Genomic DNA, 23,555 nt, shown 5'->3' on the forward strand with positions numbered 1-23,555 from the left:
GCACGCGCGCGCCGGCGTCCTCCAGCGTGCTGGGACTCATCGGCGATAAAAATGTTGTCCTCCAGCACGAGGCCGGAGATGCCTGCGAGGGGCCGCGATACACTCATCGGTGACCGTTCGCCCACGGTAGCATGGCTCTCAATGATCGCAGCCGTTATATGGGCCCTTGCTTGTTCTTGGCGTGCGAGTTGAGCCCTCCGCGGCTAGACGCGCCAACCCCCCTGCGCCTGACGTGTTGACGCCGAGACTGTATCAGTTGGGAGCCCTTTCGATTGAGTGGGCCGCACCGCCGAGCGCCACGATGCGAGAGCCGATGTCTGACGTACACCTGGAGGCTCGGCAGACTTAGATAAGCAGGTCATCGTGATCCGCGCCATGCACGCTCAGGAGCTTCACAACGCTGCCGCCACTCAGGTTCAATACGGTGTCGAGTACGCCATCCCCATCGACGTCACGTTCGCCAACCTCTTGGACCGACGCTCCATGCTCGAGCCGGATTCGATCGACGCCGAGTTCGAAGTCAATGACAAGGTCCTTGCCGCCGCCTTTCCCGAAAACGAAAGTGTCAGCATCAGCGCCGCCACTGAGCCAATCGTTTCCCTTGCCTCCGGTAACGAGATCCTCACCGTCTCCTCCGCTCAGGCGATCGTTTCCAACGCCACCATATAGACCGTCATCCCCTCCAGCCCCTTTTAAGGTGTCGTTGCCCCGTCCAGTCCTGAAAACGTCATGTCCTGCAAACCCAGAACTAAAGTCGTCCCAACGGCTCTCCGTCTGGTTGCTAGTGGAGAGGCCCATGTCTCGCATGATGACAAGGTCTACGTTGTCGATATAGTATCGCTGGCCGAAGAAGAAACCCGCATTCCCCTGCATCAAGGCAAGATCGAGCTGGTCGGCGGACTCGTGACCGTAGTGGTGGTACGTATTCTCGTCCGCGTCGGAGCCTGAGAGAGGCACGGGCCCGCCGTAAAGCAGTTCGGCGGCCGCGCCCGCAAAGAACGGGAGCCCGCTTTCGAAGGTGACGTGGCTATCATAAACACTGGCGGTGGTCCCGGTGAGTTCACCGTTCTTTTCGCCGAACCCATTCATCCCGAGAACATGGCCGAACTCGTGCATGAACAGGCTAACGCCGTCGTTCTTGTCCAAGGGGACGGGAAGGTTTCTGGAAAATGGCGTCGGATCGAGCCAGATAAAATTGGACAGGTATTCCGCCCCAACAGTTATGAACGCATCAGGAGCATCGCCATTGAGATCGATTCCGGTAAGCAACTCATGCTGAACGCCGTCCCTGACCAGAATTTTGCCGTTGAATTGGTCGATTGTAATATTTGTCGCGCTGGCGGAGGCTGCCCCGAAGCCGGGCGTCGCATCGATGATCAACTGGACATCGACCGACCCAGAGCCGCTGATGTAGCGCGCCCAATTCGCAATGGCTGCATCGACGTTCTTGAGGAGAGCCTTTTGCTGACCGGCAGCCAGATTATCTGGATCGCTGATCTGGACTGAATAATCAAAACCGAGCGCCATGAATACCTCCTTAAAGAATGGGCCGCCGGCACCGCACCACTCGCACCGGCCGGCATTCGAGCTTGGGCCAGCCGCGCGCGTCGGTCTATATGGAAGAGAGCATAGTCCGCGTCGTCGCGCCCACTACTCGCGTTTATTCGGGCCACTTGATCTTCCGCCACCATTGGAAGCGGCCGAACCGAAAAGGCATGTCCCGCCTCTTCGAGATATCCTTCAACCATCTCACAGGCGTGCCGAAACTACGACGGGCGGAGGGATCATCGTCCCCGACGGCATGGGCCGCTACCACGGCGGGGGCTAACAACAACGTCGGATTACCCGATCGTTTTGGCTTTGCACCGGGGGCGCTTTGCATGGGGTTGATGGTCATTTCGAATTGATATCTCCCCCACCCTAACGAGATCGGGCTGCTTGCCTCGCCGAGGGTTGGCATTAGTGCCTCAGAGCTAACGGGATGCGACATTGTCACGAACGGCGCCGGTGGTGACACTATCGGATGGTCGAAACGCTTTTTGGCGCGCCTACCAGACCTCGAAAAGAGAACCAGAGTTACGTTAAAAGGCGACTCCCAAAATGATCGGGGCTTCGGCCCTTCGCACTACCGGGGTTTGAGCCCTTAGCGCACGCGCAGCGTGTACTCTTTTCACCAGCGGAGCCTGCGCCGTTTGCGGTGCCTTAGCCCGGCGAACAGCGATTTGCGGGGCACGCTGAAGCTCCAGTGAGCTGACGGCCGACCGGCTATAGGGGCCTTCCCACGTCACACAACCGGCAATCGCTTACCAGAATTGCCGCAAGACTGAGCATGGCGGTGCCTCACATCCGGAGAGACCGCTGGTTGTGCGGTTCATTCGGCTTATCGACCTGGGAAGGCAAGGGGCTGATTTGTTAAAAATCCATCCCCTTTCGGGGCGCTTTCGCGCACCCTTGAGGCTGAGTTAGGCTTCCCCTCCCGGCAAAGACAAAATAATTATGTATCGATTGGTGCACAACGATCCCCATGATCGGTGGATCTGAAATCCCGACGATGCAGCGCTTTGCCCTCTTGTGACGGTCCCGTCAGGTGCAGTATTCTTCTAACCTGCATCCCACATCAACCTCTCGACGGCGAGGCGACGGCGAACCTCTCATTAGTGAACGAGCGAGGTGAACATGAGCGAGTTTGACAAAGGCATTGTCCAAGCAATGTTTTCGAAACACGCGAAAAAGAATATTGACACCTATTTTCCGTTGATTGAGGCCGCGTACGCGGAGCAGACGAAGGATGACAAGAAGCTAACCGACGAAGATCATCAGGCATTAAAATTATACATTTATGCGACTATTAGAGCAGAGACGGGTAATTTTAGCCCGCGTAAGGAAGGAATCAGCAGGTACAATTCCTACACGCTCCCCGAAATCGAGCCCGTCTATGATCGAAAGCAACAATGGATTGGGGTGAAGTCCCACGACAGGATTGTGAATGTGAGTTTATTGAATAGACCCTATCAAAGGTATGAAGAAGGGAAACAGGCCAAGAATCTTAACAACACGGAGTACGGCGATGGAGAGAAATTTAAGGGACGCGGCTTTGTGCAGCTAACGGGACGAAAAAACTACAAAGATTACGCGAATGTAGTCCCTGGTCTTGAAGCCGATCCAGACTTGGCTGAAAAACCTGAGAATGCAGCGAAATTGGTGGTTGCTTATGTTTTGAGAAACAAGGCAGCTATACTCAAAGATCTAAGCCAAGGTAATATGACGCACGCACGCATCGTTGTGAATGGTCAACCGAAAAAGGGAAAGCAGCCTAACGGCCTACATGACTTCTCAAGTGCCTATGAAAAAGGTAAAAAGCAGGCGACAGCTTTAGAGCCCGCATCAAAGAATTCTGCAGGTAAGCTTCCTGCCAACTCTACTCCCGCCGCGGGGAAACCCGCTATTCAAAATGCAGTGCCTCGAACGCGCTGACAACCGCTCGTCAGCCGCCTTTATCCAGGCGTAATCAAGGCATCGCATTTCCATGCCTTGATGCGAAACTGCCGGGCACGGTCGAGTTCTGCCTCTGTCGGCTTTCGGCCGCACCAACGAGCAAAGGCGAATTCCTCAAGCGTTAGGTTTTTCGGGTGAGGCCTACCGCCGAGCGCGACCGTGTGGTGTACCTCCGACCACGACGGCGATGCCCGACGGTTTCGCCACACACCCCCATGCTTAAGCACTCATCCAAGAGTTAGGACCGCGACCGTAAAGGGGCGGCCGTTTGTGGGGCAGACGCGCCACAGCCTCATGAACAGGCTCGGCAACGTCAGCGCTATCGTATCCCAAGCATCGGGAGATCGAATGCCGCGCGAGCGCATCTTCTCCTTGGATCCAGCAGAAGCCTCTGGTTCCCCGCTCAGGTCTTGTCCACGTTGGTGGCATTGGTGGCGACGTGGTCGACATCCTGCATTCCTGGGGCGGCGTTTATCTGAAGACGGTTACGGGCGGTAGATTTTTGATCGGAGCCGCAGGAGCCGAACCTAGTCCTGCCCGATGGCACGAAATCAGCCGGCCCTGGCCCGCTAGTGATGGGTGCTGATCCTGCAATGTTTGGCGATGACAGGTTTTCCCTCGCATGGCGCAAGGGGAGTCAGGTAATGAAGATTGAGAGCAAGACAAACTCGCGCAACCGCAGGGCTGAAATGTGGTGGTCGCTCCAAGGACTGGCTCGATGAGCCGGGTGGTGCGTCTACTGCGAGGACAGCGCGCGATCGAAGGTTGCAGCATAACCCGATCGAGACCGTCCGGGATGAGACGGGGGATAGAAGCCGCAATCCCAGCGCCACTGCCTAGCGTGTGTCGGCAAGACCGATTGGACCGCGATAGTGCCCTCCGTGAAAGACGTGCCAAGTATCGGAGCGTTGGGGGTGCGGGCGGCGGGTGAGTGAGGGCATGGCCCATTGAAGCGTGACCCGGGCCATTAAGGCAAATGACCCCAGAGCTTGGATTCGGAACTGCCGCCGCACACTTCACGTCGGTCTGCCCGAACATCGTTGACGATTTCTGACCATGATCCGTCAACTCTGTTCAATGCTACGGGTCGAAAACTTAAAAGTTGATCCTTATGGTTCGGCCAAAACGGAGATGGCCAGGCCGGAGGGATTCTTCATATGACGGATCGAATTAAAATCATTTGCTCAAATTGCCGGAGGCCTTTCTCAGAGCGAGCTAGCCGACTTAAGAACGGCTATCAGGTTCAGTGTCCGAACTGCATGCGATTGATCACGTTCGATAGTAGCTCGGAAGATCCCAATATTCGCCGCCCTTTGAAGGCTGCTCGGGACATTCGTCATGCGGCGGAGGACGCCCTCGTCCTCGCGAGAATGGCCGCTCAAGAACCAAAGCGCGACGCTGGATACTGATGGTGGATCGGCGCGCCCGAATGCACCGCGATCCAGTTATGCCGAAGGCCGCTGCCTCGACTTAGCCCCGGCCGCCCGGTGGCGTCTCCCGGCTGGTATTGTTTCGACGGCTTGCCAGTCAAGATAGGCGTATGGGCCGGACCAAGCATAGATCTCAGTTTGGCAAACCTCACAACGGAAGCTGCCGGCGATCTGCTCATTCCGCGCCTTCTGAACAGCCTGATAACCCGCGCTGCACTTTGAGCAGACGAATATCACGGTGATTGGTGTGCTCATTCTCAAACCTGCATTGGCGCCATCTGCATTACCGTGATCGAAGATAAATTGAGACCAGCATCGATAATAGAAACGCAATGATCGCAACTAACAACACTGGCGCTCCGTTGGGAGACAGGGCGTCACGGAGCCATCGCCAAAGTTTCATTTGCTTCGCCGTCGTCAGTTGCAGCCGCGCAGGGCGCGCTTGACTGAAATCAAGATGGCCAGTTGATAGGCGAATGCTGCAGTCGTCGCTTGATCATTTCCTGGCGTAGCTTATCCGCCCGTTCGCGAACGCTTGGGCTAGCCGTGAAATGTTCTTTATGCCTTCTATCGGCGTCGGCCTGTTGGCGGATGCTTTCGTAATAGCGCGACACACTCTCATCAGAAATTCGCTCGAAACTCATAATCAACTCCCACCAATTTTCTTGCTCTTGATCGCAATAGGGGCGCGCATTGCTTCCCGTCCCAGCTCCGTCAGTCGGATCTCAATTCGCGGTTTCATTCCGCGAAGTTCAATCCAACCATGGTCCCTTATCCGATCGATCATGACAAGACCGGCCGGCACTGGGAGGTGAGACACTACCTTCCATTCAGTCAAACTAAGATACTGCATCACCGCTCGTTGGCTCATGTTGGCGGCGACGGGAGTATCGTGGGTCATTTGCTCTTGCTCTTAAGGCCTAGCTTAACAAGCCGGCGGATGGCTTCGGGCTCCGATGGTATCGGCCGCTGCAGAGCCCGCCAGCCCTCAATTTGTGTCGATAGGTCCGGACGGATCCGCACGCCGACGGTGCGGCCGGTGCCCGTTGCTGGCCGTCCCCGCTTTTTTGCTATCTTTTTATCTTGAATTGTCATGATAAAATGCTAGCATAAAATCAAGCCCGAGGGGAAGTTAGCAGCTTCCGCCCCGGCTCTAACCCGAGCCACGAGGACTGAGAATCCAATGACTCAGGCTGACAGCGTGCTTAGCACGCCACCCACAAACACGTCTTCAGATACCCCCGCCGGCGACTCTGGGAGCCCCCGGGATTCGCTATTCCTTCCGACCGACGTCACGCCGGAGCAGCTCTTCCGAGCTATCGGCAAGCTCCGCAAGGACGCCAGAGACGAGATCGACCGGCTGATCCGGTTCTTGGATGAGACAGAAGATCATATGGCGATCAACTGCGAGCCCGAGGACGAGGGCGACGACGCCGATGCGGAGCCTTCCCTTGGCTTTCTAGAGCCGGTCACGATCGGCGGCGATTGGCTGGGCCGCACCCCTTGGCAATCGAAGTCCTTCAATCAGGACCGGCCTCAAGGTTCTAACGTTGAAGATCCGGAGGGGGACGATTGCGACGACGAGCCGTCCCTCGGTTAGCTCGAGCGGCAAGAATGGGCCGACCAAGAGCACTGGGCTTCCAGCAGCACCAAAGACCTGGAGGACGAGCACGACGGTGCCGAACCCAGCGAGGATGACGAGCCATCGCTAGGCGCCTTTGAGGGGCACGATAACCAGCGGGTGGCTTGGCGGGTTACGTCAGTGAACGATTTTGAACTCGATCATTCCGAAACCGGGATCGCGGACTTTGACGGCCTGGGCGAGCAGGTCGGTTCGCAGGACTGGTGCCACGCGTGGATGGCGTGATGCGCCTGATCCGACTGTACGCAGGCCGCGCCTGCTTCAAGATCAGCTTGGCGTTTGCCATTCTCGGGAAGTGCCTTGCTGGCATTTGACCGGCTGATATGCGGGCGTGAGGGTTCACGTAGCCGTCGCGCCTGCTACGTTGCCTGCGTGGCCCTTGCTCAGGGTCCCGCAAGAAGTGTACCCCTCTATCCCTTTAGCCCCGCCCTAACCGGCGGGGTTTTTTCTTGTGTGATCCCGCCGCCGGTTGGCGCTCAATTTTGCCGGAACTGATCCCCAGGCCCTAGTGGTATTTACCGGAGGTTCCCATGGACAAAGAAACCAAACGCGAGTTTCTAATTATGCTTGTAAGCGCCACGAGCGCCATACCGCTCGCCACCGCAGTCGTTTTTGCCTTGAGTTAGTGAGGGGCGCTTGCGTTCGTTAACCTGCCAGCATTAGCGTCGATCGTCGCGGCTCCAGAACTCACACCGCGATAGCTTTGGAATAGCCCGCTGGCTCAACCCGGCGGGTTTTCCTTGCGGACTGCTGTCAGGTGGATTTAGGCTGTCGCACTTCGACAAACAGGGAGTGCGGACGTGGCGACAGGTACTGTGAAGTGGTTTAACGCGACTAAGGGATTTGGATTTATTCAACCCGACAACGGCGGCAAGGACGTGTTTGTGCACATCTCGGCAGTCGAAAAGGCCGGCCTCAGCAGCCTCGCTGAGGGCGCCAAGGTGAGCTACGAAGAGAAAGCAGACCGGGGAAAGACGTCGGCGGAAAACCTGCGGGTTGGCTGACGAGCTGGCCCCGCAATCGCAAATAGCCCGCCGAACCGACCTCGGCGGGTTTTTGCGTTTAGGAACTTGCCCGCCAGGCGTCAAAATGAGAAACGGCCCCAGCTGCTGGAAAGAAGCTGGGGCCGCCCTCTTCCGGAGGGGGCTTTGGGGGCTGGTCTCCGGAAGCCCATACTCGACGCTTGGCACGAGTAAAGTTCAAAACGCACCCACGTCAAACTGGCCGGCTGTGCCAGTCCGTGGGGTGGGAGCAGGTTGAGCCAAGCTCTCGACAGCCGACCTTTCCTCGCTCAGGCGCCTTTCGATAAACCCGCGCTCAAGCTCTGAGAGATTGGTCTTAAGCAGCCGTCGATATCGGCTGATGTTGTTGGCATGGGCGCGCAGACGGGCGAGCTTCTCGTCGGTCACGGTGCCTCCCTATGAATGAAAAAATCTATTCGAGAGAAGAAAAAAAGGGGTAGCGCTAACGTTCAAAGTTCTTATGAAAGCAAACTTCGTGCCTGGGCGTTTGATTGTCAACAAGGCCGCCGGTTCCGACTGGCGGGTTCTCTTTTCGTAAATAGAGCTTCTTCATGACAGATGACGAGCAGGACATCCGCCGATCGCTCGCCAGAGCATTCGACCGGGCGTGGGCAACCTACTACCGCTCGGGGTTGCTAACCGTCAGTCAGGATGTCGCTCGCACCGAATTGGCAAGGCGACTTGTCCAGCTCTCGAAAGAGGGTATTCGGGACGAAGGAAGCCTAACCAAAGCTGGGCTTAACCATCTGTCTCAGCTCTCGCCCGGCGGCGGGAAGAGTGAACATTAGCGGGTAAGGAGCGGTTGCCACAGGGCGCTCCGCCGCGCCGAGGCCAGAATCGCGGCCATCAATCTGATAAGCCTGTGTGCCGATGGTGCGCAGGCGGTGCCCGAAAAGATACGCCGCCGGGCTCGAAATACGGTGTCCCGGCGGCGCCCTGTGTCAAACTGGACCTGCAATCCCCAGCAGACAATTATCTGCATGCGGCGTGCCAACATTTTATGACATGGACATGCCGCCTACATCTGAAAGATGGACTGATCTGCTTTGACCTTGATAGAAGACCCGCCCGCCGCGCGGGTTATGGACTGCTTATCTGACTCAGCCCCGCCTAACCGGCGGGGCTTTTTCATTCGCGCGAATGTGCCGATGGTGCGCAGGCGGGACACCGCCCGTCAAAAACTCGAACTTGCAGCAAAGCCGGCCTGCGGCGACTTGACCGTGAGAAATTCTTTCTGCCCTTCGCCAGCTTTGCGCCCGCCGGTGACGCTATCGAGTTCCTTGTCGGAGATTTTGTCGATCGACTTAGCCTGCTCGTTCTTCATACTCACCCCTTAACAACCGCCATCACGGCTTGGTGCAGTTTTTCGGAAGTTTTCACCCGACTGACGGTCGTAGCGGGGGGAGTGCTGGCCGAGGCGGTGTTGCCACCGGTGACGGTTTCGAGTGCGGCATCGTTCAACAAACCTACCTTATTGCTCATGGTCCCGCTCCGTGCTGTGGCGCCTGGTGCGCCGTTGATCTGGAGCGAGTATGCCGGACGATGAACAGCCCTACCGTGATGTGTGTCACATGACATGCGCGCCCCGGCGCATCAGCACAGACCTCTAGAGTTCGGGACCGATCTCGCCCCTTTCAAAGTCGGACAGGAAGATGCCATCCACGCGTCGCGCCAGCAGTCTGGCAAGGTTGGTCTTTCGGAAGGACAGGGGTATTTTCAGCGGCCCGCCAGCGTGAACCGGCGGGCCCCCAGGGGACGGTTTGAAGAAATTTGAATGGTCGGTGGAGGTCTGGCTTATTGCGTTCAACATTAGCATTCGCGGTATAGACTGCGGATTTTCGATCATAGGTGCTTGAGTGAATTTTCGGAGGATATCAAATGCCTTTGCCTGTTCTAGTTGTGGCGCTCATGGCCTCTTCTGCTTCTGCAACTAACTTACAAATAAAAAAGAACCCGAACGGATATTCGACTTACAGGAAGGGGGTGTATTGCGGGCCCGGTTGGGGGTTCACATACCAAGACCTGCTAGATGGGAAGATTAAGCAGATGCCAAAAGCGATCGATGCGATTGATGAAGCCTGCCGGCTTCACGATACCTGCTATCAGGAAAACGGATACGTCACGCAGGGATGCAACCTGGTCCTATCAGCGGATTTAGCGAAAGTGGTGATTGATCCCAAGTCGACACCAGAACAGCGCGTCGACGCTGCGATCATGGCGGCAATTTTCTTTCTTGAATCTCAGTCGATAGATCTTGCAACGGAAGGGGGCCGAAAGGCCATCAAGGGCGCGCAATGGACGAGACGAAAATACGATCAGGTTCGCGACCGAATGTTAGGGTACATGGGCCAATCCATGCACACCCTCGAGCAGGCAATTTTACGGGAGATGATGAACCACTAAACCCTGTGTAAATGAGTTCACGCCCATTTGTCAGACCGCACAAGCATCATAAAATACGAGGCTGTCCCTAGGAGCTTAGAGATGGTCCGAACGGATAGCCCCGCCAGCTTTACTGCCGCATTGCGCTATTTAACGTTCTTGGGCTTTGCTGCTTCCGCTGTCCGTTCAGCCTGCCAAGCATCGTACTCTGGTGTACCGCGTCGTGGCGGCACGCCCGCCGGTAGTCCACCCATCCAAGTAGGCATGTCGGCAACATTGGCAGAAACCCGCGCGCGCATGCCCTGACCGCTCGCACATCCAGCAAGCGTCATCGAGACCAATGCAATGGGAAAAAGCGGCTTCATGAAACCAGCCAAAAACTGCCAGTGTCCTAATTCTCAGATGCGGGTGTCGTAATTAGGACAGCCTTCAGAGTGGCCTGCTTTGGGTTGGTGAGTAGCTACATCCGATACGCAAAATTGCAGAGGAAATTTTCATCGCAGACCTTCGAAACGAAATTCGCTGATTGTTGCCCGAAATGTTGCCTCGAGGCAGCCGCCGACAGCGCCACGAAAATCCTTAGATATAAATGATTGGAAAGTCTAGGTTTTTGGCTCCCCGGGCTGGATTCGAACCAGCGACCATTCGATTAACAGCCGAACGGCAATGATGTATGGTCTACCAACAAGAAGCAAATCTTCGTCACGGAATCGCCGCGTCCATAATCTCGTGGCTCAGTTTGTAGGTCGTCGCATGACAGCAACTCACAAGGTCCAGCGTCGACGCCTCCTCGTCTCATGCGCCAGATTTGGGGTGGCGACCGTCGTTGGCCCATCGATCGGCGTAGCTCTGGCTCACGCGACAGCTGAGCCATCGTTTGAAAGCGGCTACGCCGCCGGCGATGGTGCACGGCTCTTCTTTGTCCGGGCCGGCGAAGGCCCGCTCATGTTGTTCCTTCATGGCCATCCGGACAACGCTCTGCTCTACGAATCCCAGCTGAGAGAATTCGGCCGCGATCACCTGGCGGTAGCTCCCAACCTTCACGGCTACACCCCTTCAAACGCACCCGAGGCGGTCGAGGCTTACGCCATGCCGCGTCTGCTTGGTGACGTGCACGGTCTCCTGGACCATTTCGGCATGGAGCGGTGCACTCTCGTGGGCAATGATTGGGGCGGTTACGTCGCCTGGGTATTCGCCTCCGCCTATCCGACCCGGGTCGAACGCCTGATCATTCTCAACGCGCCGCATCCGGCGGTTTTCCTCCGCAAGGTTCGGACTAACCCGGCCCAGATCAAGGCCTCTCCGTACGAACGGGAGTATAACACTGCGGCCGGCCCATATCCCGTTTGGTATAATTACTATCGGGCGGATCCGATCAAGGTGCCGGCCTCGATCGAGGAGGCCGCAGCCATTTAGAACATCCTGCGGCAGCTTTACGGCCTCTCAAGAACCGAAAAGAGGCCTACTCCAAAAACCGAATGGGACCACGAACCTACGCGGTTCATGGAAAGAGGCGGCCGCTCCTTACTTCGTTCTGGTCTCCGTATAATTGCGTAAGAACTACGGTGAACGCAGCGAGGCGAATCTATGGCTTGTTGGGATTCAAATTAGGACAGGGCCAGCAGGGGCGGCTAGTTCTTGATAACCGTCAGAGCGAATTCTTCCGGCGTGTAAATGCGGCCGTCGCCGATGATGTTGACGCGGGAGTGCCGTCTTTCTGCCACCCGAGCGCGGTTTTCAGTGCTTCCTCGCGGGTAACAACCGTGATTGTTGCCGATTCATCCCCCGGCAAATCAGCCTGCACGACGTAAGCCATGGTGAGTGCCCTCGCAATTCAAGCAGCCGGCGATCGTCTTCCTCCGTCCAATTACTATTTCGACTGCGCAGTACCGCGCACTACGATCCAGTGCTCGGAGCGGCGATGGTGCGTCTGCAAAGAGAGCCGCCCGCCCGGCCTGACGATGATGCGCTTAATAGGGGCCCCACGGGCAATGCACCCGATGTGGCTCTCGGTTACCTCGGGCGCGGCCACCTTCAACTTGCGACCAGCCGCTTCAGCCCGTTGGCGTCCTTCTGGCGTGACAGTGACAGCCCACCGCAAGTGCCGGTAAAGAACAATATAGATCAGAGTCAAGAATTCGCGTTGTGTATGGTTGTACTCGCCCCGCATCGTCGTCTTATACAAACAGCATCGCAATGCGGCAGCAGCAGCATGCGCAGAGTCGGTGCTCGGCTTTCTTGCTAATATGGCGCTCGTGGTGTCGGCATGTGCGGCACTAATCTATGTCCCAGTCCTGCTCATTGTCTTCGCATTAAGTTCGCCGAGGCACGCGAGCAGGGCACGATCGTGCTGGCGCTCGCCGCCGATCACCTGGTCCGCGACACAAATTCCTTCGGCGCCGCGGCAAGCATTGCCGCCGTCGAGGGGTCCGTTGCGAACGCGGCGCAAGAAGTACCATCACCGCTCCGAGCAATGGATCGTGGTACGCGGACCGCGCAGGTCAGCGTGAACGAACTGGCCAAGACCGTGCACGAGAACGAGTCGATCGATATCCCGATCGGCGCCGTGCACCGGCTGTATCCCGGGAAGATCCGGCTCGAACTGATCGCCGTCTTGCCCGGTCGCACCCGTAATCAGCGCGACGCACCGATTGGTATCCTGAACCGCCATTTCTTCTCCAACAACGCAGCGCTGCCGGTGATCCAAATTGCATTCATTCTCAACATCGCCGACAAGCCCGTCGGCCCGGCCCGTGTCCTTCTGTTTTTGCCGGAAGCCGCATCACGTGCCCAGCACCTTTGCGGCCTCCGCACCGCCCCCAGTCAAGTCGAATTTCGAACACGACTGGAATCGCCACTCGGTGCGGCAGCCGCTGCCCTTGTTGAGGGTAACAGATCAACAGAACAAAATCGGGGATTGGAGCTTCGCGGCCAGCTCGCATAGGATGGCGCCTCAGATCCCGCGGTGGCCGGACAGCCGAAGGTAGAAAGCCACGATTTGCAGCTCAGTGACTTGAACTTAAATTTTGCAAAGTCTTGAAATCGCTAAGAATTCTACTGAGGCAACGCTGATAATTTCGTCAGCGCGGATCTCGTCGCAAGAGAGGCGCCCACTCTTGCGTCCATTGCCCGGAAAGCGTAGGAGAGTTCTGGGAAAACACTCCTCCTCGCAAATCGATATCAGGCCGGCTTGTCAGGTCCAAGCTTGGTACTGAGGGCGCATAGTTTGGCATGAGGGTGTGCAGCTAAAGCGGTTTTGGGTTTGATAAATGAAAGCGGCATCATCCGGTAAACGGCCCTCCGCCGGCACCCGCTCGCTCGGCGCAGATTCTTCTGTTAGCGTGGTGTGGGGGAGCCGCGTGCTTATCCGGCGCCTGGCTGCGCGCGAGTTGCAAGCGCGCTATCGCGGCAGCATGCTCGGGATCGCATGGGCCGTTATCGTACCGCTTGGAATGGTATTGATGTACACCTTCGTGTTTGGCTCCATTTTCAAGGTGCGCTGGTCTGGTATCTCGGGAAGCACGGAGAGTATGACTGCTTTCTTCCTCGCGGGCCTGATCGTGCATCAATTCCTCAGCGAGGTCATTGCCCGGGCTCCTTCGCTGGTGCTAGAAAACAAAAACTATGTGACGCGCGTCGTATTCCCCCTTGAGATACTTTCACTTGTGACCGTCGCTGTGGCTTTGGTGGGCGCGGCCATCGGTCTTGCCCTTCTCCTGTGTCTTCTGGCGTTGACGTCCGGCATACCGCCCGCGACTGTGCTATTGTCACCCCTGGTGCTGCTGGGAATGGTTCCAATGCTGCTTGGTCTTACCTGGATTTTTTCCGCCATCGGCGTTTTCGTGCGCGATCTCGGACAGATAATGCCGGTGGCACTCAGCGTGCTGTTCTTTCTCGCGCCGGTCCTTTATCCAAGATCATCCGTCCCTCCGCCGTTCGATGCTCTCGTTCTTTTCAACCCTACTACTATCCCTATCGAAGCGATGCGAGCGCTCGTTTTCGAACATCCGTTTCCGTGGGAACTCGCTTTGAGCTATTTCGTGATTTCGCTGGTTGTTTGCTGGACCGGGTTTTCGGTATTCTTACGCCTGCGCAGAGCATTTGCGGATGTCCTCTAATCCGATCATCAGCTTGCGTGGCGTGGGCAAGTCCTATCATCTGTATAATAAGCCGAGCGATCGGCTAAAGCAGATGGTGATGAACCGGCTGCCGGGCAATCTACGCAAGCCATTCTATCGCGAGCATTGGGCCTTGCGCGGCGTCAGCCTCGACATCAGGCATGGCGAAACCGTCGGCATTATCGGCCAGAACGGTTCAGGCAAATCCACGCTGCTGCAACTGATCTGCGGTACGCTGACGCCGACGGAAGGAGAAGTTCGGGTAGAAGGTCGCATCGCACCGCTCTTGCAGCTCGGCGCCGGCTTCAATCCCGAGTTTACGGGCCGCGAGAACGTCGCGCTCAACGCCGCCGTGCTCGGACTCAGTGACGACGAGATTGATGCGCGGTTCGACGACATCGTCGCTTTTGCAGATATTGGCGAAATGCTTGAGCGGCCAGTGAAGCTCTATTCCAGCGGCATGTATGCGCGGCTGGCCTTCGCGGTCGCGATCAATGTCGATCCGGAGATTTTGATTGTCGATGAAGCGCTTGCGGTCGGCGATGAAGGATTCCAGCGCAAGTGTTTCGCGCGCATTGAAGCAATTCGCCGCGCCGGAGCGACCATTCTGTTTGTTTCGCACGCTTCAATCACGATCCAACAGCTATGCAACAGAGCCGTCCTGTTAGACAAGGGCGAACTGTTAGAGGTGGGCAAGCCGAAGTGCGTGCTTCGAAGTTATCATCAACTGACACATGCTCCCGCGGAAGCGCACAGCGAAGAACGAGAGCGCATCAAGGCGGGCAAGCCATACATCGGGCCGCCGGCGGCGGTCGAGAAAGAGCGGACACGAAACGACATCGCCTTTGATCCGTCGCTTGTGCCGGCGAGCGCGCATTCCTATCCGAGCCGTGGTGCGTTGATCCGCAATGTCGTGATCCGCGACAGCAACCATCTGCAGGTAAACGTTCTGGAGCGAAACGAGACCTACTGGTACGAGTACGACGTGGAATTCGACCAAGAGTGTACTGGGGTTCGCTTCTCCATGCTCATTAAGACCGTGGAGGGTCTAGAGCTGGGAGCGCAATGGTCACTTCCCTATGGGGAAGTCATGGACATCGTGAGCGCCGGCACCACACTGCGCGTGAAACTCCCAATCAAGTTGCCGTTTGCGGCTGGCGTGTACTTCGGCAACGCCGGCGTGTTCGGCATACCACCCGACGGAGCTGAAGCAATTCTACTTCATCGCATGGTGGACGCAATCATGTTCCGTGTGGCGCCTGTCACCTCCGATCGGGTGTCTCACCACGTTGACATAACCGGCGGGCTGCCAGTTCAGATCTCAGTTCTAGAGGAGGCCAGGAATAGAATTGAATCCGTGCACGGATCGCTGGCATTAGCTAGTTCGGGCAACTAACGAAGCGAAATCCGATAAAAGGTCCAAGATGATCATTTGGCTGGCCTCCTACCCACGCAGCGGAAACACGGCCCTGCGCACGATACTTTACAGTGCATTCGGGATCAGAACCTATTCCCTTTACGACGACAAGGGCGACATTGGTTTTCGCCCCGCACTTCGCGAGGCCGTCGGGCATGCGAGCCATGCGCTTAGCGAGCAGAAATTCTACGCGCACGCCTCTTTGAGCGACGAAACTTATTTCGTCAAGACGCATGATGCTCCACCGGATGAGGCCAAGGCGATCTATATTGTTCGCGACGGGCGTGCGGCGAGTGTTTCCTATTATCACTATCTCAAGGATTTCTGGCCCGCACAAAGTAAAACTCTGCTGTTGAAGGACGTTATTCTTGGCAATTGCAGCTTCGGCTCTTGGAGCGAGCATTTCATGGCGTGGTCGCCTCAGCGGAGGCCCAACACTCTACTTATCAACTTCAACGACATTGCGCGTGACCCAGCGCGTTTGATAGATACCATCGGCGCATTTATTGGTCAGCGACCTCGCTCCATGGAGCTCCCGAATTTCGAAGATTTGCGGAAGGCCGACTCGACTTTCTTTCGATCAGGGAGCGACCACAAGAACATCGGAGAACTAGAGTCGGATGACCAGTGCCTTTTTTGGATCCTGCATGGCGAACTGATGAAGAGTCTCGGTTACGTTGATAACGTTCCCACCAGTTCGAACCTGCCACAGAGCATCCGTCGCATCTTTGCCGGTCTGGGGGAGCGCGACCAGTCGCCGCTAAAGGCGACTCTTTCCGTCTCAGAAGTGGACCGAGCCGCGCGGCTGGATGTCATTCACGAGCGCGACGCCGCCATCGCGACATTGCAGAGCCGAATAGCTCAGCTGGAGCAGACGCTTGCGGCCTCGGAAGGCGATAGAACGGCGCGACTGGGTGTCATTCACGAGCGCGACACCGCCATCGCAACACTGCAGGGCCAGATAGCTCAGCTGCAGCAGACGCTGGCCGCCTCGGAGGCCGATAGAGCGGCGCGACTCGATGTCATTCACGAGCGCGACGCCGCCATCGCAGCACTGCAGAGTCGAATAGCTCAGCTGGAGCAGACGCTTGCGGCCTCAGAAGTGGACCGAGCCGCGCGGCTGGATGTCATTCACGAGCGCGACGCCGCCATCGCGACATTGCAGAGCCAAATAGCTCGGCTGGAGCAGACGCTCGCGGCCTCGGAGGCCGATAGAGCGGCGCGACTGGATGTCATTCACGAGCGCGACACCACCATCGCGACGTTGCACCGCAACCTGGAAAAGCTCGATGTTGCTTTCGCGGGGTCGGAGGCAGATCGCGCGGCACGATTGGCTGCCATCCATGACAGAGACGCAACAATAAACGCGATCAAGGCTGACATTGAACAAGCACAGCGCGCGCTTGCGGAAACAACAACCACACAGGTAACTGTAATTGGATCGCGCTGGTGGAAGTTAGGCAGGCGCCTGAATATCGTACCATCAGTTGAACTGCCTCCACAGAAGCTGAGAATGTTCCGGAGCGAAACGCCCGAAGTGCTGGCCTTTCATGCAGCCTCAACGGCACGGGCTCTGGAAAAGATCGCAGCACGAGGATTGGAAATTTCCACTGTCATCGATGTTGGCGCGTCCAACGGAATGTGGTCGGCGGTTACGCGACAGTCTTTTCCGAAAGCCAGTTACCTTCTTATCGAAGCGCAAAAGGTCCATAAACCTGACCTCATTAACTATTGTCTCACCAATTCCAACACGGATTATGTTCTGGCCGCCGCCGGCGACAGCATCGGCCAGATATATTTCGATGATAGTGCACCGTTTGGCGGAGTAGCTAGCCACCAGCCAACCGAGGCTGCTCGTACGATGCTTCCCGTCACAACAATCGACCACGAAGTTTCGACGCGACGATTGAGCGGCCCGTTTCTGATCAAGCTAGACACTCATGGTTTCGAGGTTCCGATACTTCAGGGAGCTGCTGAAACGCTAAAACATGCGAACCTTGTGGTTATCGAAGTCTATAATTTCAAGATTACGGACCAGAGTCTCCTGTTTGACGAGATGTGCGCGTATATGCGGACGCTCGGCTTCGGGGTCATCGATATTTCGGAACCGTTGTGGCGACAGCGCGATAATGCTTTCTGGCAACTGGATCTTTTCTTCATTCCCCTCACTCGTCCAGAGTTCGCCGCCCGAACCTATACGTGATCTCGGAAGAGGACACAGCAGCTTGCACTAGCGCCGGAAGAATCGATGCCTGCAGAATTGCCCAAAATCTCAATTGTGACACCCTCCTTCAATCAAGGACGATTCATCGAAGCGAATATTCTTTCGATTCAAAGGCAGGACTATCCGGCCCTTGAACATATCGTCATCGATGGTGGCTCGACAGACGACACAGTGCTCATATTGCAGAGGCATAAGGAGCGCCTTGCAACAGTTGTCAGCGAAAAAGATGACGGACAGTATCACGCCATCAACAAGGGGTTCGGTTTGGCCACCGGGGACGTAATGGCGTGGCTGAACTGTGACGACATTTACCTCCCTGGCGCGTTACATGTAGTAGGGGAAATCTTTCGAAAATTCCCACAGATCGAATGGCTGACAACACGGCTGCCCATTGCCATCGCGGAGAACGGAACACCAATCAAAGTGACGCCGGTATATGGCTTCACGCGCACAGGATTTCTACGCGGCGACAATCTCCCTGGTCTTGGATGGCCAGCAACCTGCTATATTCAACAGGAATCCACTTTCTGGCGACGCAGCCTATGGAAGCGAGCAGGAGGAAATCTCGACACAAGCTACGGGATGGCGGGCGATTTCGATCTTTGGGCGAGATTCTTCGAGCATGCAGAGCTTTACTCGGTCGATGTCCCGATCGGATGCTTTCGACGCCACGATGACCAGCGAACGTCGAAATCATTTACAAAATACCTCGACGAAGCAAAGGCGATATTCTCTCGGGCAGGGGGGCATGCGCGAGCCGGAGTTGTCCAAGGTGCAAGAATCTGGCTCCGTCAATCGGCAACGGCCGAGCTGCGCCGTTGGGCTATTGGCCGCAAGCTCATATACCCGGCACCGACCGTAACGTACGATTGGGCGAATCGGGAGTGGGTTCTCGATGAATGTTGAATTTGTCCATCGCACAGCTGATACATGAAGATCGCAATTCAAAACTCGTGGCCGAACCTGACCTTTTCGGCCGAACGCGAATTTATTGCGCGCGTGCAGATGGCCGGCAAACGCCTCGGCTGGTCGGTTGTGGAGGTCGTGACTTCCGATGAAATTAGGGCAGCCGCGCCGGACATCGTCCTAGTTACCCACGAGTTTTCGCCGAAGCTGACACCCTATCCGACGGTTGGGTTGATCTGGAGCCCGACGGCTTTTTTTGGCCCCGATCCGGATCGTGTCCGGAACATTCTCAGCTACGACGGCTATCTGGTGGCGAATAGCTCACTGCGCGCGTATCTCACCGATTTGCTGCGCGTGCACGGGAAGGACGCACCAATCGGCCGGTTCGACTTTCTGCCATCGGCGCTAGCGACCACTTGCGAGCCCGACAAATCAAGCACGCGCAACGCTCGTTCCCTATTTTATGCCGGCGTTCACTGGGACGGCCACAGGCATGGCGATTTGTTTGCCGCCCTGAAGGGGCGCATTCCGATGCGGATTCACGGCGATCCGATGCGCTGGCAACATGCTGGCAAGGACTTTGCTGGACCTCTGCCGTTTGACGGAGAATCCGTGGTAGATGCCATCCGCGAATGCGGCATTGGACTAGCCCTCCATGGAAAGGCACATCGCGCGGAGAACATACCTTCGATGCGCCTCTTCGAGGCAACCGCAGCAGGTGCAGTGGTGATCAGTGATCGCCTTGAGTTCGCAATTAAGGAGTTTGGCGACGCTCTCCTGTATGTGGATGTCGATCAGAGCGCCGATGTCGCGAGCCAGCAGATCGCCGATCATGTCTCGTGGATCAATGGCAATCCTGAACTTGCACGGAGCATGGCCGATCGCGGCCATGCGATCTTCAACGAGCGTTTCGCACTTGAGAGAATCCTAGTTCAATTGCCAGCCTTCCTAGAAGAAGTACGGAAGTCCATGGGGCTCTGTTTCCAATTCGAGGACGGCGTTGACATCATCATTCGCGTGGGCTCTCGACCACTCTCGATGATTGAACGAGCGATAGAGTCCGTCGCAGCCCAGACGCATCGCCATATATGCCTGATTGTGGTAGCTTTTCGCCCAATTGACGGCCTTACTGATCTGCTCGATCGACACAAGGAACGGTTTACTGCCATCAAAATCGTTGAAGCTCCCGACAACGGTGTTCGCAGTACCCCTCTATGGATGGGTTTAAGGGCGGCCTCGGCAATTTTTGTTGGCAATCTCGACGACGATGACGTTATCCATCCGAATCATGTTGCTTCCCTCGTGCGGACGCTCCGTCACCCCAGAGCGAAGCGCGCACCGCTGGCCTATGCCGGCACCATCCAGGTTCAGGAAGACGATGGCCATTGGTACGACCAGATCAATTTCCGCGGAGATCGCGGACAGACGATTGAGGAACGGCGGCAGCTTCGGTTTCTGGAGCCGTTCGATGCCCGGAAGATGCTGCAATTCGAGAACTTCATCCAGTCTAACGCGTGGCTGGCTCGCCGCGCCGCACTGACTTCCGATATCCTGCTGGATCCCGAACTTATTGTTGCAGAGGACGTTTATCTTTATCTGACCATCATGCTGAAGGGACCGTTCGTCGCGTCCTGGCGTCCCACTGCGGAATGGAACTGGCGCTCAACCATGCGTGACAACGTAATGTTCTCTCCCGAATTATGGGGACACGTCTGGGAGCGTCTTCATCAGAAGCTGACTGAAGCCGGAGTATCCTTCGAGCCAGAGGCCATTGCAAAAAGCGCAGCCAATAATAATCGCGGCCCTGTTCATGCCTTTTTGCGGAGTAGTTGGAAGTTTCTCTACGAACGAGAACTGCTCATATCTCGCACGCGCTTTGCGCTCGGATTGCTTCGTCGCGGCAGCGCAAGGATTTTGGTCCTCCACATCCTCCGCTTCGGTCGTCGTTGACGCCGGCCGAATGCGATCGAACGAGCGATCAACCCCGTTCAGGGCAACACCCGCCCCATCACGCACGCGATCACCTGATCGGCTAGCGACCGTGGCGAGGTACCATCGGCTTTGAGATGAAGTGCCGCCGCCTGCGGGGCTTCGTAGATCTGGTCGACACCAGTGACGTTCTTGATTTCACCGGCCAGCGCCCTGCGATAAAGGCCCTTGGGGTCGCGGGCGATGCAGGTGTCGAGCGGCGTATCGACGAAGATCTCGATAAAGGCCTCCGTGCCGATCAGCTCGCGCACCATTCGCCGCTCGGCGCGGAACGGCGAAATGAACGAGCATAGCACCACCAGCCCCGCCTCGGACATCAATCTGGCGACTTCGCCCACGCGGCGAATGTTCTCCACTCGGTCGGGTTCGGTGAAGCCGAGATCCCTGTTCAGACCCAAGCGCACGTTATCGCCGTCGAGCATGGTCGTGTGAATGCCCCGCGCATGCAGGCCGGTCTCGACGAGATTGGCGAGCGTCGATTTGCCTGCGCCCGGCAGGCCGGTGAACCACAGCACCAGCGGCTTGTGCTGCATGAGTTGCGACCGCTGCGCTGTGGTCACGGCGAGCTGCTGGTGATGGAGGTTACCAGCGCGCCTCAGCGCGAAGTCGATCATGCCCGCGGCCAGTGTCTCGTTGGTGTAGCGGTCGATCAAGATGAAAGAGCCGGTGTCTCGGTTGTCGCTATAGGCGTCGAACGCCACCGCCCGGGCAAGCGAGATATTGCACACGCCGATATCGTTCAGCGAGAGCGTTTTCGTCGCCATCCTTCCCAGCGTGTTGACGTCGATGCGGTGCTTGAGCGCCGTCACTGTCCCGGCGACAGTGCCGTGATTGATTTTCACCAGATACGAGCGGCCAGGTAGCAGCCTCTCGTCCGACATCCACACCAGATGCGCAGCGAACTGATCCGCCACCTGCGCCCGTTCCTGCGGCGCGGTGAGCATGTCGCCGCGCGCGATGTCGATCTCGTCGGTCAGGATCAGGGTGACGGCATCTCCTGCGACGGCCGCCTCGCACTCGCCGCTCACGTTTAGAATCCGTTTCACGCGACTGGTCCGGCCGGTGGGTAGGACCGCAACCCCATCGCCGACCAACACGCGGCCGTCCGCCACTGTTCCCGCAAAGCCGCGAAAATCCGAATCGGGGCGGCTCACCAGTTGCACCGGCATGCGGAACGGCCGGGCCGCTCGATGGTCGTCTACCTCGATTTCCTCGAGATAGGACAGCAGCGTCGGCCCGCCATACCAGTCCATACGCGTGCTCAACGTGGATATATTGTCGCCGTCCCGCGCGGACACAGGGATCGCCTGGAGTGTTCTAAATCCGAGATCGGCGGCGAACGTCGCGAAACCTTCCGCGATGTGTTTGAAGACGCCTTCATCCAACCCTACAAGGTCCATCTTGTTGACTGCCAGCACCACGTGCTGAAGACCGAGCAGGCTGGCGATAATCGCGTGCCGCCGCGTCTGGCTCAGTAAGCCCTTTCGCGCATCCGCTAGCAACACTGCGAGATCGGAGTTCGACGCACCCGTCGCCATGTTGCGCGTGTACTGCTCATGCCCCGGCGCGTCCGCCACGACGAATGAGCGTCGCTTGGTCGAGAAATAGCGATAGGCGACATCGATGGTGATGCCCTGTTCGCGCTCGGCTTCAAGACCGTCCAGCAGCAGCGCGAAGTCCAACGTGCCGGTGGTGGTGCCGTATTTTTTTGAATCGCGTTCGAGCGCGGCCAAGTGATCCACGAAGACTAGGCTGTTCTCGTGAAGCAGCCGGCCGATCAGCGTGGACTTGCCATCGTCCACGGAGCCGCAGGTGAGAAAGCGCAAAGGCTCGCACGTCTCGGCATTCGGCGGCGTCGACTTTTCAGCGGCCGTCGTAGTGTGTACCTGCATCAGAAATAGCCCTCGCGCTTCTTCTTCTCCATCGAGCCGCTGTCGTCGTGATCGATGATGCGGCCCTGGCGTTCGGATACTTTCGAGGCTCGCATTTCAGCGATGATGTCATCGACGGTTGTGGCGGTGGATGGAATAGCACCGGTCAGCGGATAGCAGCCGAGGGTACGGAAGCGCACCTCGGTCAGGCGTGGCACCTCGCCTGGCATGAGTGGGAGCCGCTCGTCGTCAACCATGATCAGCGCGCCGTTGCGCTCCACGACAGGACGCGGCTTGGCGAAGTAGAGCGGCACGACCGGAATCCCTTCGGCGCGGATATAATGCCACACGTCGAGCTCGGTCCAGTTGGACAACGGAAACACCCGCATGGTCTCACCACTCGTCATGCGCGTATTGAACAGACGGCGGAATTCCGGTCGCTGGTTGCGCGGGTCCCAGCCATGATTAGCCGAGCGAAGCGAAAACATGCGCTCCTTGGCGCGGCTTTTCTCCTCGTCACGACGAGCGCCGCCGAATGCGGCATCGAAATGCCATCTGTCGAGCGCCTGGCGCAGCCCTTCCGTCTTCATTACATGGGTGTGTAGGGCGGAACCGGACGCGATCGGAGAAACGCCGCGGGTAACCCCGTCCTCGTTCACGTGAACCAGTAGGTCGAGGCCGGAGCGCACCGCGAGCTCGTCGCGGAACGCGATCATCTCACGAAATTTCCACATGGTATCGACGTGGAGTAACGGGAACGGCAGCCTGGCCGGCGCGAACGCCTTTTGGGCCAGATGCAGCATCACGCTCGAATCCTTGCCGATCGAATACAACAGGACCGGATTTCGGAACTCGGCGGCGGCCTCGCGGAAGAGGTAGATCGCCTCCGCCCTCGAGACGGCGTAAACGGATCTGATGGTGGCGCCAGTTCATGTCGCGGTCCGAGCTCTACTGTTCTTTTCTCTATGGAGCAAGACGGCCCCTTGACGCAAGCAGACCACGTCCGAGCCAGCCGCGCCCGCCACGGTTTAACGGAGTTGCTATCCCGCCGGCAAGCCG

Annotated in this window: 18 protein-coding genes and 2 pseudogenes; 11 read left to right on the plus strand and 9 right to left on the minus strand. The window is 57.4% G+C overall.

Translation table 11 applies throughout. The features are described from left to right. Window positions 1–345: 345 nt before the first annotated feature. A complete protein-coding gene (locus JQ611_RS08145) occupies window positions 346–1,527 on the minus strand; it encodes a calcium-binding protein (RefSeq protein WP_212465130.1) in 1,182 nt (393 codons plus the stop codon). 1,149 nt (window positions 1,528–2,676) lie between these two features. Here JQ611_RS08145 and JQ611_RS08150 point away from each other — a divergent pair. Further along, a complete protein-coding gene (locus tag JQ611_RS08150; RefSeq protein ID WP_212465131.1) occupies window positions 2,677–3,474 on the plus strand; it encodes a hypothetical protein in 798 nt (265 codons plus the stop codon). A 1,903-nt stretch (window positions 3,475–5,377) separates the two neighbouring features. Here JQ611_RS08150 and JQ611_RS08155 read toward each other — a convergent pair. Continuing rightward, window positions 5,378–5,569 carry a hypothetical protein gene (locus JQ611_RS08155; RefSeq protein WP_212465132.1) on the minus strand — a complete coding sequence of 64 codons (192 nt, stop codon included), beginning with the start codon at window positions 5,567–5,569 and terminating at the stop codon, window positions 5,378–5,380. Between the two features lie 539 nt (window positions 5,570–6,108). Between JQ611_RS08155 and JQ611_RS08160 the strand changes: the two genes are divergently transcribed. Both JQ611_RS08160 and JQ611_RS08165 read left to right on the plus strand, forming a co-directional pair. Further along, window positions 6,109–6,525 (plus strand): hypothetical protein, encoded by a 417-nt coding sequence (locus JQ611_RS08160; RefSeq protein ID WP_212465133.1) that lies wholly within the window; start codon window positions 6,109–6,111, stop codon window positions 6,523–6,525. A gap of 842 nt (window positions 6,526–7,367) precedes the next feature. Continuing rightward, complete coding sequence (locus tag JQ611_RS08165) at window positions 7,368–7,571, plus strand: cold-shock protein (protein ID WP_212465134.1); 204 nt, start codon at window positions 7,368–7,370, stop codon at window positions 7,569–7,571. A 195-nt stretch (window positions 7,572–7,766) separates the two neighbouring features. On the opposite strand, the gene JQ611_RS08170 is transcribed toward JQ611_RS08165, so the two are convergent. The 3 genes from JQ611_RS08170 to JQ611_RS08180 all read right to left on the minus strand — a co-directional run bounded on the left by JQ611_RS08170 (window position 7,767) and on the right by JQ611_RS08180 (window position 9,071). Next, the gene (locus JQ611_RS08170) at window positions 7,767–7,976 is read right to left on the minus strand and encodes a hypothetical protein (protein WP_212465135.1); all 210 of its coding nucleotides are present in this window, start codon (window positions 7,974–7,976) and stop codon (window positions 7,767–7,769) included. A gap of 787 nt (window positions 7,977–8,763) precedes the next feature. After that, a complete protein-coding gene (locus JQ611_RS08175) occupies window positions 8,764–8,913 on the minus strand; it encodes a bacteriocin (RefSeq protein WP_212465136.1) in 150 nt (49 codons plus the stop codon). A 2-nt stretch (window positions 8,914–8,915) separates the two neighbouring features. After that, complete coding sequence (locus JQ611_RS08180) at window positions 8,916–9,071, minus strand: hypothetical protein (protein WP_212465137.1); 156 nt, start codon at window positions 9,069–9,071, stop codon at window positions 8,916–8,918. A gap of 396 nt (window positions 9,072–9,467) precedes the next feature. On the opposite strand from JQ611_RS08180, the gene JQ611_RS08185 reads away from it, so the two are divergent. Together JQ611_RS08185 and JQ611_RS08190 are read left to right on the plus strand one after the other, a co-directional pair. Beyond that, window positions 9,468–9,992, plus strand: coding sequence for a hypothetical protein (locus tag JQ611_RS08185; RefSeq protein ID WP_212465138.1), 525 nt, complete (start codon window positions 9,468–9,470; stop codon window positions 9,990–9,992). A 792-nt stretch (window positions 9,993–10,784) separates the two neighbouring features. Further along, the gene (locus JQ611_RS08190) at window positions 10,785–11,387 is read left to right on the plus strand and encodes an alpha/beta fold hydrolase (RefSeq protein ID WP_212465139.1); all 603 of its coding nucleotides are present in this window, start codon (window positions 10,785–10,787) and stop codon (window positions 11,385–11,387) included. 232 nt (window positions 11,388–11,619) lie between these two features. Here JQ611_RS08190 and JQ611_RS08195 read toward each other — a convergent pair whose 3' ends face one another. Next, entirely contained in the window at window positions 11,620–11,787 is a 168-nt protein-coding gene (locus JQ611_RS08195; protein ID WP_212465140.1) for a hypothetical protein, read from the minus strand. 63 nt (window positions 11,788–11,850) lie between these two features. Continuing rightward, window positions 11,851–12,089 (minus strand): annotated as a pseudogene (gene cpsB / locus JQ611_RS42415) (mannose-1-phosphate guanylyltransferase/mannose-6-phosphate isomerase); the annotation flags it as partial. A 317-nt stretch (window positions 12,090–12,406) separates the two neighbouring features. Here cpsB (JQ611_RS42415) and cpsB (JQ611_RS08205) point away from each other — a divergent pair. From cpsB (JQ611_RS08205) to JQ611_RS08230, 6 genes and pseudogenes are all read left to right on the plus strand, one after another. Continuing rightward, window positions 12,407–12,615 (plus strand): annotated as a pseudogene (gene cpsB / locus JQ611_RS08205) (mannose-1-phosphate guanylyltransferase/mannose-6-phosphate isomerase); the annotation flags it as partial. 625 nt (window positions 12,616–13,240) lie between these two features. Continuing rightward, window positions 13,241–14,089 (plus strand): ABC transporter permease, encoded by an 849-nt coding sequence (locus JQ611_RS08210; RefSeq protein WP_212465141.1) that lies wholly within the window; start codon window positions 13,241–13,243, stop codon window positions 14,087–14,089. Continuing rightward, window positions 14,079–15,485 (plus strand): ABC transporter ATP-binding protein, encoded by a 1,407-nt coding sequence (locus tag JQ611_RS08215; protein ID WP_212465142.1) that lies wholly within the window; start codon window positions 14,079–14,081, stop codon window positions 15,483–15,485. The genes JQ611_RS08210 and JQ611_RS08215 overlap by 11 nt, the downstream gene beginning before the upstream one ends. Window positions 15,486–15,513: 28 nt before the next feature. Then, the gene (locus JQ611_RS08220) at window positions 15,514–17,709 is read left to right on the plus strand and encodes an FkbM family methyltransferase (RefSeq protein WP_212465143.1); all 2,196 of its coding nucleotides are present in this window, start codon (window positions 15,514–15,516) and stop codon (window positions 17,707–17,709) included. Window positions 17,710–17,754: 45 nt separating this feature from the next. Further along, window positions 17,755–18,636: a glycosyltransferase family 2 protein gene (locus JQ611_RS08225; protein WP_212465144.1), complete on the plus strand. Its 882-nt coding sequence runs from the start codon at window positions 17,755–17,757 to the stop codon at window positions 18,634–18,636. A gap of 24 nt (window positions 18,637–18,660) precedes the next feature. Then, window positions 18,661–20,586, plus strand: coding sequence for a glycosyltransferase (locus JQ611_RS08230; RefSeq protein ID WP_212465145.1), 1,926 nt, complete (start codon window positions 18,661–18,663; stop codon window positions 20,584–20,586). Between the two features lie 38 nt (window positions 20,587–20,624). Here the strand turns inward: JQ611_RS08230 and cysN are convergent, their stop codons facing one another. After that, the gene (cysN, locus tag JQ611_RS08235; RefSeq protein ID WP_212465146.1) at window positions 20,625–22,517 is read right to left on the minus strand and encodes a sulfate adenylyltransferase subunit CysN; all 1,893 of its coding nucleotides are present in this window, start codon (window positions 22,515–22,517) and stop codon (window positions 20,625–20,627) included. Further along, window positions 22,517–23,413, minus strand: a complete 897-nt coding sequence (cysD, locus tag JQ611_RS08240) for a sulfate adenylyltransferase subunit CysD (protein WP_212465229.1) — start codon at window positions 23,411–23,413, stop codon at window positions 22,517–22,519. Before cysD ends, cysN begins: the two co-directional genes overlap by 1 nt. Between the last annotated feature and the right edge of the window lie 142 nt (window positions 23,414–23,555).

The organism is Bradyrhizobium sp. AUGA SZCCT0182 (assembly GCF_018130185.1).
Lineage (GTDB): Bacteria > Pseudomonadota > Alphaproteobacteria > Rhizobiales > Xanthobacteraceae > Bradyrhizobium.

Coding starts and splice junctions, on each gene's coding strand:
- JQ611_RS08145 (WP_212465130.1), bottom strand. CDS start 1,527: ATGGCGCTCGGTTTTGATTATTCAGTCCAGATCAGCGATCCAGATAAT.
- JQ611_RS08150 (WP_212465131.1), top strand. CDS start 2,677: ATGAGCGAGTTTGACAAAGGCATTGTCCAAGCAATGTTTTCGAAACAC.
- JQ611_RS08155 (WP_212465132.1), bottom strand. CDS start 5,569: ATGAGTTTCGAGCGAATTTCTGATGAGAGTGTGTCGCGCTATTACGAA.
- JQ611_RS08160 (WP_212465133.1), top strand. CDS start 6,109: ATGACTCAGGCTGACAGCGTGCTTAGCACGCCACCCACAAACACGTCT.
- JQ611_RS08175 (WP_212465136.1), bottom strand. CDS start 8,913: ATGAAGAACGAGCAGGCTAAGTCGATCGACAAAATCTCCGACAAGGAA.
- JQ611_RS08180 (WP_212465137.1), bottom strand. CDS start 9,071: ATGAGCAATAAGGTAGGTTTGTTGAACGATGCCGCACTCGAAACCGTC.
- JQ611_RS08185 (WP_212465138.1), top strand. CDS start 9,468: ATGCCTTTGCCTGTTCTAGTTGTGGCGCTCATGGCCTCTTCTGCTTCT.
- JQ611_RS08195 (WP_212465140.1), bottom strand. CDS start 11,787: ATGGCTTACGTCGTGCAGGCTGATTTGCCGGGGGATGAATCGGCAACA.
- JQ611_RS08210 (WP_212465141.1), top strand. CDS start 13,241: ATGAAAGCGGCATCATCCGGTAAACGGCCCTCCGCCGGCACCCGCTCG.
- JQ611_RS08215 (WP_212465142.1), top strand. CDS start 14,079: ATGTCCTCTAATCCGATCATCAGCTTGCGTGGCGTGGGCAAGTCCTAT.
- JQ611_RS08220 (WP_212465143.1), top strand. CDS start 15,514: ATGATCATTTGGCTGGCCTCCTACCCACGCAGCGGAAACACGGCCCTG.
- JQ611_RS08225 (WP_212465144.1), top strand. CDS start 17,755: ATGCCTGCAGAATTGCCCAAAATCTCAATTGTGACACCCTCCTTCAAT.
- JQ611_RS08230 (WP_212465145.1), top strand. CDS start 18,661: ATGAAGATCGCAATTCAAAACTCGTGGCCGAACCTGACCTTTTCGGCC.
- cysN (WP_212465146.1), bottom strand. CDS start 22,517: ATGCAGGTACACACTACGACGGCCGCTGAAAAGTCGACGCCGCCGAAT.